Source organism: Candidatus Chlorohelix sp. (assembly GCF_037138995.1).
In the GTDB taxonomy this organism is placed as follows: domain Bacteria; phylum Chloroflexota; class Chloroflexia; order Chloroheliales; family Chloroheliaceae; genus Chlorohelix.
The window spans coordinates 1-12220 of the sequence record NZ_JBAXHI010000066.1; the positions used below are offsets into that span (position 1 = coordinate 1).

The window sequence follows — 12220 nt, forward strand, 5'->3', positions numbered from 1 at the left end:
GCGAAGGCCGTCTCCGAATGACCCTTAGCTCTAAATCCGGCCTCTCTATTTCCACCCTAGATGCCACGAATATTGCAGGTGTAGATTTTTCAGCCAAAGTCCTAGAAGCCCTGACCGACGTGCAGAAGATGGTCAAGCCAGAGAAGTGGGAAGTATTGCGCCCCTACGCCGAAAAATTGTTGGCTGAAGAGATACCGCCCAATAGTGACGATGCGGCTATTACCCGCTATCGCCTGAAATTGCGCGAACTTTTTAACAAGGAAAATGGTGACGCAGCCCGGCTGGTAGATAAAGCCGTCCGGCTCTTTGATATTCTGAAAACCGCTAATCCTTATGAACAGGAAATGCGGCAAATTGCTCGTCTCTTTCAAACTGACCTGACGGGTAACGACGATATTTACCTAATCCTCTATGGTCTGAAAGAGGCTTTGGACTACCGGGCGTTTGATGAGGAAGCGGTCAGCCAATCAGAATTAGACGATTTGGCGAACCGAATCAAGAATTACCGGGATCTAGTACACTTTCTGTCATATAGCGGCGAGCTTGAGACCGCTTACACCTACTGCAACCTGAGTCTGCCCGATGAGCCGGAGTTGCGCCGGGTGCTAAAACTTCAGCAGGAACTAGGCGAGAAGTTCCGGCAGTTGAAACGCTATATTGATTCAGATGTGCAATTGCGTACTGAATTGATTGGACGCTTTCCTCCCCAGGCGGGTGAAACGGCCAGCCGAAGTGGTACGCTAGGAGTACTGCTTCAAGAGTACATTTCACTCTACTGCCAGCGCCATGACCAATTGCTAGACTACCTCGAACAGCGTCGTCAAGAGATTAACCAGTTGGTGCAGGGTGAGGAGTGGCAAGCTCTTCGGCAATTAGAGCAAATCAGCGCCCTTCAACCGCCTATCTCAGCCACGCTAGAACGTGAGCTTTTAGAGCTGGCTCAGAGTCTCTTTACCTGTCCTAATTCCTCCAAAACTTCGATTGAGGGAGCATTACGCAGCAAACCCCAACACGAGTGCGAACTCTCTTTCGCTAATATGACCGAACGGTGGGAAGAAGGTCGGCGGATAGCCGAGGAAGCCCACCACAAATATGACGAGAGCATTGATCACAAAATGGAAGTTTTTCTGAATGTGACAGTTCGGCAACGCTTGCGTCAAGGCGAAAGTGAGCCAGTGATTGCCGGGTTGCTGAAATGCAATACCACCGAGAAGGTACGGGCCTATTTAACCACACAGGATGGCTCAATTGTGGAACTCATTAACCACTACCTCAAACGCATTGCGGTCAAGAAGGTTCGTATGAGCGATTTTCATCCGGTGCTAAGTACGGTAGAGCAACGCCAGATTCCCGAATTGGTTAAAGAGTTTCAGCAATTCCTGATTAACCAGTTACAAGACATTGAAGATGGTGACGATACCCTTCCTATGTTGCAGGTGGAGTGAGATTATGCAAGCAAACCAAACTTTACAAAGCTGGGTACTGGAAAAGTTAGAGACTATCAAAGAGTCTCCCAATATTTTGGTACGCGATCCACTCGGTACTATTCCCAGAGAAGACCGTCAGGTCGGCAACTTTGCTATAACCAACGGTTTTATGCCTCTGTGGGCTACCACTAACCTAGCTTTTCGTCAGCTTTACGAACTGGCAAAGGCCGACCCTTCTTACAAAAAATTGCTCTTGATAGATCAGGCTCCAGTATTTCGCAACAACGTGGTAGGCAAAAAAGCTCCTCCCCCCTTTTATCCCGATTTTTTAGCTCAAACTCCCATCCAAGCTCGGCTGGAACTTGATTTACGCCACTTTTTACGCGAGATTACTGGTGATTCGGGCTGGCCCCATGAGACGAATGAGCCGCGCTATGCTCGCCTGATTATGCTGCACTTGGATGGGGTAGTGCTGGCTTATCAGAACTTGCGAAACATCGCACCGGGACGGTCGGCTGGCCGTTTTACCGACCAAGATTTTAAGCGAATTGTAGCTTTTGCCGCGCTAGGAGTAGCCGAATCTGCTTTCAAAAAGCTGGATGCTAGGGATTACTGGAAAATTGGGTTGCTGGGTCACGAGAGCTTTGAAGAATTGGAGCATTTGGCCCCTGAAGTTACGGCTACGATCAAGGACGAATTGCGGCAAGCTCCTGCGCCCTTTTGCTGGTTGGCCGACCACGATCATGAAACGGTGATTCGGGCCTTCTATTTGGCGGTGTTGTTGAACCAACATTTGCCCAACTGGAAGTTGGTGTTAGTCCATCTCGACTCCTCACTAATAAAGCTAACGAATATAGACCCCGCCGTCTTGCAAGAAGCCTCGGCCCGGTTGGTGGAGCTAGACCCGGAGCAGGCTCGGCGTGATCTGGAAACCCTAGAACAATCTTTAGATCAAGACGCGCTTCAGTCTTTGCTAATAGAGCATTTGAAATTGGAAGAACCGGAGGGCTTTACCGCCGTATTGGAAAAAGAGAGCTATTCAACCCTGCTACGTGGCTTGGCGTTGCTGCTGGCTCTGGAACAGTTGTTGGTCTACCCGCCCAAACGCGATGCTCAGCCCCGGATTTACCAAGCAGTATCGCCGGACGGCAACCAGTTGACGACCGCCTCCAACAAATCGTTCGTGGAGAGCCGCGCCTCGCAGCCCTGGTTGGATCTGGTAGAAGTATATCGGCTGGCTTATCGGATTCAGGCTATTCGGGTTGACCTCAATGGCTTTATTAAGCAACTGAAGGTAAGCAAGCCGGAGCAATTGACTTACAAACTTTTCCGCGACTGGTGGAACGGCAAACAACTAAACCGACTGGAATATTACCTTTCGGCCATGGAACGCCTAGTCTACAATAATAATTTGCTGATGCGTGACGAAAACGAATTGCCTATAATTTTTCAGGATGCTGTTTCCAGCCTGAAAACGAAGGTGAGCGAGATTAAGCAGGAGGTAAACGATCTGCTGGGCGCGTTAAATGTGCGCTTTCAGGAGATGGTGGTGCGGCAATATCCTACTTGGGTCGCCGAGGATAGTGAGGTGCGCCTGACCAGCCAGTTTTTGCGGCGTTGCCTCAAACCCTATTGGGACATCGAGACCGAAAAGGCGGCGGTTTTTGTCTTTGATGGGATGCGCTATGATATATGGGACGAATTGCTGCGCCCGATGTTGGAAGACCGCCTAGAACTGTTGGAAGATTTTCCGGCTTCGGCACTCTTGCCCTCCGAGACCGAAGTCTCGCGCTGGGCCATCGCTGCCGGAACCGAACCACAACAGTTTTGGCCGCGCAAGGCAGAAAACATGCACCTCAAAGAAGGGCTGACCCGTGAGTGTGGCTATACCGGGGAGGTAGTGCCGCTTGTACCTGAAGGCGCGGGTACGGGTGAAACGGTGCGTTACCGAGCCGGAAACCTCGATTATTATATCTTTGAGTTTTGTGACAAGGCTCTACATTCGATGCAGGTCAAGAAGTTGGATGATGGTAGCGAAGTACCTACCCGCCCCTTAGCTTATGTCTACGAACAACAGATCAAAAACTTGATTGAAACCGAAGTAATGGCGATAGTACGCCACTTGGATCCTGGTACTAAAGTCTTTATCACCGCCGATCATGGTTTTGGCCCGGTGGCTCGCCAAAAGCTCTGGTTCGACAGTAATGATTTAAACGATCCAGCAGATTGCGTCTATCTTCACGCCTTACTCAAGGTTCCTATCGAGCAGGCACTCTTGCCCAACCATGTCAGGGCCAATATTATTTCATTTACACCTCAGCAATTGAGGATGTACGATCATGAGACCATCACTAAAAAAACTGGTTCGTACTATCCTAAGTACGAGGCGGTAGTCTTTCCGAAAGTAGGTTACTCTTTCAGCCGCAACGGTTTTCCATACAGACCGGATGCCTATTCGCATGGGGGTATCTCCATTCAAGAATTGATGATTCCTATGGTGGTGATGAAGGTCAAAACTCGTGAGAAAGGGTTGCTAACCCTCGACCCGATTAGTGGGCCGAATGAGGCGTTGGAGGGCGAAGAACTAGTCTTTCGGCTCCAACTGCACCGCACAACCAGCCGAACGTCCAGCCGAAACCAGAAAGACGGCGAAGATTTGGCGGTGGAGGTAGAGGCTACCTGTACCAGCCTAGAAGTCGGCGAAGAAACCGAGGACGCGCAACCTTTGAATCTGCCCCGCCAACTTCTCTATCTTTCCCGGCAGGAGGGCGAACGGCCAGCCGAAGTGATCTACCGTTTCAAACCGGGCCGAGAGCAGGCCACCCTTAGCGAATTGCAGCACGAGCGCATGAAGCGCCTGCTGACCATCACCATCAGCTACCGCGAAGGACGGCGCACCGTCCGCAAATCTCAGTCGTTGCGGTTTACCGTCCAGCTTAAATCCGAGCGCGTTATTCGCCGTGTCCCTTCCAGCCTAGGCAGTATAATGGGCCTGACACCGAGGCAAAAGTAGAAGCAATCAACCCAGGTTACGTTGACGAACCACAGATAAAATTAAATATATAAAAATATCTGTGTCCTCTGTGGTGTCAACTGGTTGCTCTGTGTTCTCTGTGTTACTTAATTAAATGTAGAAAGGTGAGTATGGCAAAGCGGAAGAGAAGTGGTAAAAAGGGCAACCTTATTCGGCCTGACCCGATGTTTAAGGAGGTCACCACTAATACGGCTAAAGTTGCCGGAATTAACCAGTTGAGCATAGAGTTGCCCCAACTATTAAGGGCTGACCTAATCTTAGCTGTGCCAGAGGGCAAAGACCTCTCCGGCACACTCTTTGATTTCCTCTCCCCTTATTCCATCCTCGAATTTAAATCTACCAACGATGATTTTGACCAATTCGAGTTTGCCAAGAATCTAGCCCGTACCTTTCTCTTCTTTAGCGAATATAAGACTATACCCTATAACCAATTGCTGACCGCCTTTGTCTGTTCGGAGCAACCAGATAGTGTGTTAGAGCATCTTAGGGCTGAAGGTATCACAATTGAGATTGATCCTGCCACACCTTGGCTCTTACGTTGTCGGATTTGGACTTTAGAGGTAGCAATTGTAGTTTGTCGGTTACTACCTTTGGAAGAGCGTTTCTACGATTGGCTTCAATTCGCCCCTGCCACTAGCGTAAAGTGGCGCAAATTTGTTACACTCATGCTACTCAAGGGTGAAAAAAATCAGCTAGAAGTGATAATGAAGTTACATCTAAAGGAGTTTAGGCTTATGAGAATAGATATAAAGGAACATTTGAAGGAACTCAGCCCCGAACAGCGCAAGGAATACGAGGAAGAGTTATTGGGGTTTGCCGAAGATTGTATGACTGGCCTAGAGGAGTTAAACCCTCAAATGGCTAAAAGGTTTATCTCCGGTGTGAAACCCGAACTCCGCCTAGCGGGGTTAGCACCAGAGGAACGCCTCGCCGGGCTTACACCGGAAGAGGTTCAGAAGCTCAGGGAACTTCTGAACCAGAGGACTAATCCACCCAACGGTGAAAACCAGCCCAAGAATTAAGGCAGGGAATACAGCTTAAATATAAAAAATATCTGTGTTCCTCTGTGGTGTCAACTGGTTGCTCTGTGTACTCTGTGTTACTTAATTAAATGTAGAAAGGCGATTATGGCAGGCCGAAAGAAGAATTTGCAACAAAGCAATATGTTCCAGCAGAAAGTACCGCAGATGCCAGAGGGCTACTACTCCGGCGATAAACCCAACCCCAATTTGCGAGCCTTTGTCGAGGACTACCTGCGCGAAAAGCCCTACAACCCCATCACCGATAGCTACAACGTTCCGGCCTTTGACCATGCGATAGAGACCACCAAGGCCACCGCCATTTACAATATGCACACCTACTGGTCGAAAAAGCCCCACGATGCCATTCGCCAATATATTTGCCACTACACCCAACCGGGCGACCTCGTCCTTGACCCCTTCTCTGGTTCGGGCGGGACGGCCTTGGCTGCTTTGATGGAGGGACGCAAGGCGATTGCGATTGACCGCAGCCCGGCAGCCACCTTCATTACCAAAAACTACTGCACCCCGGTAGATGTGGAAGCCTTGCAGACGGCTTTCGAGGAGCTAAAGCAACAGGTAAAGCCTGAAATAGATTGGCTCTACCAAACCCGCTGTGACCGTTGCGATGGCCCCGCCACTACCGCCTACACCGTCTACTCGCAAGTCTTTGAATGTTCGCGCTGTATGTCCAGAATACCGCTCTTTGATTGTACCGAGTTAGAGAGTCAAACTGCCGATGGCAAACCAAAGAAGATAACGGTTTGTCCGCATTGCTATAAGCGGGATTTCACTGAGGAGATTAGCACCCGGAGCAGCAAGAAATTTGGGGCAATTCCAGTACTGGTCAGCTATCTCTGTGAAAATGGCTGTAAACCAGCGCGTGAAGAACGCCGCTACAACGATTCTGATCCAAACAAGCGGGACTATTTTGAAAAATACGATTTGGCTAAAATTAAGGAAATCGAAAGCAGAGAGCTTCCTCACTGGTATCCAAAAGATAGAATGATGAACGCCTCGGAAGATCAAGAATGTTGGGGCGTTAAATGGAGAGCAGGCACAAGTAATTTTCGTACTGTAGATGAGCTTTTCACCAAGCGCAATCTGTGGGCTTTGGCGGCTATTAAAGCCGTAATTGGTAGCAGGCAAGATGGCTTAGCATTAACCTTCACCTCTTTGTTACTTAACGCAAGCAAAATGCAGAGAGTAAGACTTGATAACAATGGAAATATAACAAATGGCGCTGCCGACTTAATGAATGGCACTTATTACATACCGCAAACTAACAAAGAGATAAATTGCCTTTATTTTTTTGAAAGCCGCTTTGATAATGTGGTTAAGGCCTGGCATGAAATTAGAAATGCTTCTACCAGTTTGATAACAACTTGTCAATCCAGCACAAATATTAGTTCTGTAGTTTCTAATTCTATGGATTACATCTTTACCGATCCTCCTTACGCCGATAAAATCCAATACGGTGAGCTTAACTTTGTCTGGGAGGCATGGTTAGGGTTTGATACCAAGTGGCACGATGATGAAATTATTGTCAATGAGGTGCGTGGTAAAACTGAGGACGATTGGGCCAGAATGATGGCACAGGCGATGAAGGAGTGCTATCGAGTATTAAAGCCCGGTCGCTGGCTTTCGCTTTGCTACCATGATACCTCAGAAGGAACTTGGACATTGGTGCAGGATATTATGGCCGAAGCAGGCTTTATCACAGATAAATCCGCAGCAGTACTATTTATTGACACAGGCCAGAAATCTTATAACCAAGTTACCGCCGATAAAGTGACCAAGCGCGACCTAATAATAAACTTCCGCAAACCAAAACCCGGTGAAGTAGCGGCAGCCTTGACTATTACCGGAGATGAGGACGACAGTACCTTCCGGGAGAAAGCCCAAACCATTATCCGCGACTACCTGCTTGCCAATCCGGGTACAAGCAAAGACCGGGTATATGATGAGGTGGTCAGCCGCATGGTACGGGCCGGACAGATGGAGGCCCACAACTTTGACGAACTGCTGCGCCAAGTAGCCGAAGAGGTGCGCGAACCCGTCCGCAAAAATCTCTGGGAGGACGAAACGCCCAACCTATTTGGAACGCACGAAATCGGACGCTGGTATCTGAAGGAGACCGAGACGGTGGTGCTAGATACCGCCGAAGCGGAGAAAGAAGAGGCGGCGGCTCAGCGAGCCACTATTTTCATAAAAGAGTGGATCAAAAAGCACCCCAATAGCGAGGGTGTCCACTATTCCGATCTATTCGAGCATTATATTTATAGCGTGGCGGATAAGCCCCGCCGTCCCCTCAATGATTGGCTACTGGACTATTTCTACAAAACCGAGGAGGGTACTTATCGTCTGCCCCTCAACGCTAACGAGGAAGAGGAGAAGAAGCAGGGCCGGACGGCTGGCACTAACCGCCAGATCAAGCGTTTCCTAGCCTACCTACAACAAGGGGTAGCGATTCCCGATCAGCCCAACGACGCAACCCTAGCCGAGTGGATACGGCACTGCAAGCGCACGGGACTTTTTGAGCAGGGCAAACTGCTTTACGAAAAGGGTGGCCTAAACACGGATAACCTACCCGATGAACTAGCGGTCAGTGTCGAAGAGGATTACGCCATCTGTAGCCGTCGTCTAGCTCAGTCCACCGAGGCGAAAAAGCCCAAGAAGAGCAAAAAGAACACAGAGGAATAGGATGTCAGATCAAACCCAGCCACCATCCAAAAAAACGACCACCAAACGGAAGACCAAACGGAAGACTAGTCGTAAGACCATTGAGAAGGATAGCAACCTTATTCGGCCTGACCCGATGTTTAAGGAGGTCACCACTAGTATTGCTAAAGTTGTCGGAATTAACCAGATGAGCATAGAGTTGCCCCAACTATTAAGGGCTGACCTAATCTTGGCTGTGCCAGAGGGTAAAGACCTCTCCGGCACACTCTTTGATTTCCTGTTGCCTTATTCGATCATCGAATTTAAATCCACAAACGATGATTTTGACCGTTTTGAGTTTGCCAAGAATCTGGCCCGTACCCATCTCTTTTTTAGTCAGTATAAGAAGATACCTTATCAGCAATTGCTGACTGTTTTTGTCTGTTCCGAGCAGCCGGATACCATAATTGACTATCTCAAGGCAGTCGAAACCCCACTTGAGAGTGACCCCGCGACACCTTGGTTGTTACGTTGCCGCATTTGGTTACTGGAGGTGGCAATCGTAGTTTGTCGGTTGTTGCCTTTACAAGAGCGTTTCTACGATTGGCTTCAATTTGCCCCCGCCACTAGCGTGAAATGGCGCGAATTTGTTACACTCATGCTACTCAAGGGTGAAAAAAATCAGCTAGAAGTGATAATGAAGTTACATCTAAAGGAGTTTAGGCTTATGAGAATAGATATAAAGGAACATTTGAAGGAACTCAGCCCCGAACAGCGCAAGGAATACGAGGAAGAGTTATTGGGGTTTGCAGAAGATTGTATCAATGACCTAGGGGAGCTAAACCCTCAAATGGCTAAAAGGTTTATCTCCGGTGTGAAACCTGAAATCCGCCTAGCAGGGCTTACCCCAGAACAGAGGCTGGAAGGTCTTACGCCAGAACAAGTGATGGCTAAATTTACACCAGAACAACTTCAGAAGTATCTAGACCTTATAACTCAGAGGACTAATCCACCCAACGATGAAAACCAGCCCAAGAATTAAGGCAGGGAACACAGCTTACAACGCTATATCTAAAAAGCGGTGTTACTTGATTTAGAAGATAAGTATGGCAAAAGGAATTTAGGCTTATGACCATAGGTATAAAGGAACTTCTGAAGGAACTCAGCCCCGAACAGCGCAAGGAATACGAGGAAGAGTTATTGGGGTTTGCAATAGATTGTATCAATGACCTAAAGGAGCTAAACCCCCAAAAGGCTGAAAGGCTTATCGCCAAGTTGAAACCTAGAATCCGCCTACTAGAACAACGCCTAGCATGGATTACACCGGAAGATCGTCAGAAACTCCGTGAGCTTCTGAACCAGAGGCCCAGCAAAGAAGATCAGTAGAAGATCCACTGATAAAATATTAAAAATATCTGTGTTCTCTGTGGTTCTCTGTGTTCATCTGTGTTACTTAATTTAATTCTGGAATCAGGAGCTTTAATGAATACGCGGTTCAAAACCATTTTTAAGGGAAAGGTCGTCAACAAGGCCCATACCATCAATACCGGCGTGGACGAATTTCCCCGCTATGTGGTGGAATACCTAATTGATAACTATTGTGAGGAAGAGACCTTCTATCAAGATATGGAGAAGGTAGTGCGCCGCCTCAAAGAAGCTTATGTCTACGGAGCCGAAGCCGAAAGAATCCGCCACTACATCCGCGAGAACCGCCAACATTCGGTTATAGCCAATATGGAAGTCCGCTTGGTCGAGACAGAAGACAAATATTGGGGTGCTATCTCCGCCATCAACGAGAATTTTGTTAACATCCCGGAGAGCATCGTGCGGCAATACCCGATGCTGCTCTCCGGCGGTATGTGGGGTACGATAGACCTAACTTATGATGAGACCGAAATTCACAGTAAGAAGATTCGGCCCTTCAAAATTACGGCCTTCACCCCCTTCCAGGTCAGCGTCATCAATTTGGATGAATATCTGACCAAGCGAGCCGAGTTCAGCACCGAGGAATGGATTGACATGCTAATCAATTCCTGTGGTCTCAATCCTGCCTTGCTCACCTCCCGCCAAAAACTGCTCTACCTCTGCCGCTGCCTGCCGTTGGTAGAGAACAACTATAATATGGTAGAGTTGGCTCCCCGCGAAACTGGCAAAACCTACCTCTACCGCAATATCTCTTACTATTCGCACGTCCTTTCGGGTGGCAAAGCTACTCCGGCCCAATTGTTCGTCAACCTGAACACTGGCAAAATCGGTGAAGTTGGCACTCGCGACGCGGTAGTCTTTGACGAAATCGCCAACACCGATTTCAGCGATCCCAAAGCTTTCGTCAGCATTATGCAAGGCTATATGCAGGATGCCAAGTTTAGCCGAGGCAAAAAAGAGCTATTGGCCTTCGCTAGTCTAGTTTTTGTCGGCAACCTAGATGTGCAGGGCAACCTGCCCCACGAGAAATATTATCACCTATTCGAGCCCTTGCCCGATTTCTTGCAGGTCATCGCCTTTCTGGATCGTCTACACTCCTACCTACCGGGCTGGGAACTACCAAAATTGCGCCCCAATAGCTACTCCAAAGATTATGGCTTCATCGCGGACTACTTTTGCGAAATCATGCACGAACTACGCCGGACTGACCCCCTAGGCGAATTGCGCCCACGCTTCGAGTTGGTGGATTTAGCTAACACCCCACAGGGTCTTTCCGGGCGCGATCAACGCGCCATCCTGAAGACCGCTTCCGGCCTGCTAAAACTGCTCTATCCACACGGAAAAATTACAGACGAGGAACTCGAAACGATCTTGCTATTGTCCTGCGAAATGCGGCAGCGCGTCCGCAACCAACTCCACCTACTGGCTCCCGGCGAATACGACAAAGTTCGGCTGGGCGTAAAACTCAACGAAACAGGCAGACAGGCAGCCCCTACTTTAGCGGAGGAGGGCCGGGTACAGAAAGTGACCCTCCCTGAAAAACCAGCCATAGGCGAAGTAATCGGCCTCTCAGTAGCAGGCGATCATGGCAGCATCCTACGCTTTGAAATGCAAGTTACCAAAGGCAACGGGCGGATAATACCGCTCGGCTCAATTCAGCGCGTAATGCGGGAGAGCATTGATGCCGCAATCCAGTACATCAAATCCCACAGCACCGAATTAGGAATTAGCACTACCTGGTACGAAAACTTTGACATTGCGGTACAGGCAGCCTTTATGGGCATTCCCAAAGAAGGCCCCTCCGCCGGAGTTACCATCGTCACGGGCATGGTCTCAGCCCTGAAGAAGCGTCCAGTACGCAACGACTTAGCAATGACCGGCGAAATAACCATCATGGGCAAAGTGCTGCCCGTCGGTGGTATCCAGCAAAAAATACAAGCCGCCTACGAAGCGGGCCTGAAAGAAGTGCTACTTCCCGCCGACAACCTAAAAGATGCCGAGGGTCTACCCGCCTATATCCTCGACACCCTCAAACTTACGCCCGTTAACACCATTGAGGAGGTACTCAGCCGCGCCTTCGTATAGTGGTATAGGGAAAATATGGCAAAAATTGGAACTGTCCAACTTTTGCTGAAAAAATTACTTGCTGAGTGGTCTAATTTTGTCCTGAAACTACTATAGAGAACGGTAGTTCTAAATTCTAGTTTGGGCGACGCAAAGCATTGAATCTAACCATTTTTTTGTCAGTCACCCCAGCCCTGTTTGATATAAACACCTCAACATGATAACATAACCCCCAGCATCCGGTCTGATAAACAAATTGCAACCCTAACCACACCAACATGCCCAATGAAAACGATCCTACACCCCTCATAGACCCCCTCACCATCGGCGAGCTTATTACCCTTTCTGAAGCTGCCAAACTTTCCGGCCTTGGCTATGACATTCTTCGTGTCATCGCCCAAAAAGGTCGGTTCCGCGCCAAAAAATCCGGCAGCATTTGGCTCACCACCATGGCATCCGTCGAAGAATACAAAAATTCCCGCCATCGCGGATCGCGTACCGACCTCGGCAAGTGACCTATTGACGAATTTACGAACATCCCCGTTGGATGGCGCTCCGTCGCTTGATTGTTCCCCTACCCCCCAATTGCC

At 48.9% G+C, this 12220-nt stretch carries 8 protein-coding genes; 7 read left to right on the top strand and 1 reads right to left on the bottom strand.

The annotated features are described in order from the left end of the window. The 7 genes from WCK19_RS17425 to brxL all read left to right on the top strand — a co-directional run. A partial coding sequence (locus WCK19_RS17425) for a hypothetical protein (protein WP_342398677.1) occupies positions 1-1445 on the top strand: 1445 nt, incomplete at its 5' end. 4 nt (positions 1446-1449) lie between these two features. Continuing rightward, positions 1450-4440, top strand: a complete 2991-nt coding sequence (locus WCK19_RS17430; protein WP_342398678.1) for a hypothetical protein — start codon at positions 1450-1452, stop codon at positions 4438-4440. A 131-nt stretch (positions 4441-4571) separates the two neighbouring features. Then, complete coding sequence (locus WCK19_RS17435; RefSeq protein ID WP_342398679.1) at positions 4572-5483, top strand: hypothetical protein; 912 nt, start codon at positions 4572-4574, stop codon at positions 5481-5483. A 105-nt stretch (positions 5484-5588) separates the two neighbouring features. Further along, positions 5589-8183, top strand: a complete 2595-nt coding sequence (locus WCK19_RS17440) for a DNA methyltransferase (RefSeq protein WP_342398680.1) — start codon at positions 5589-5591, stop codon at positions 8181-8183. Between the two features lies 1 nt (position 8184). Continuing rightward, positions 8185-9183, top strand: a complete 999-nt coding sequence (locus WCK19_RS17445) for a hypothetical protein (protein WP_342398681.1) — start codon at positions 8185-8187, stop codon at positions 9181-9183. A gap of 86 nt (positions 9184-9269) precedes the next feature. After that, entirely contained in the window at positions 9270-9527 is a 258-nt protein-coding gene (locus WCK19_RS17450) for a hypothetical protein (protein ID WP_342398682.1), read from the top strand. Between the two features lie 96 nt (positions 9528-9623). Further along, positions 9624-11651 carry a BREX system Lon protease-like protein BrxL gene (gene brxL, locus WCK19_RS17455; protein ID WP_342398683.1) on the top strand — a complete coding sequence of 676 codons (2028 nt, stop codon included), beginning with the start codon at positions 9624-9626 and terminating at the stop codon, positions 11649-11651. 191 nt (positions 11652-11842) lie between these two features. Here brxL and WCK19_RS17460 read toward each other — a convergent pair. Continuing rightward, positions 11843-12220, bottom strand: a 378-nt coding sequence (locus WCK19_RS17460) for a hypothetical protein (protein ID WP_342398684.1), incomplete at its 5' end; no start/stop codon positions are given.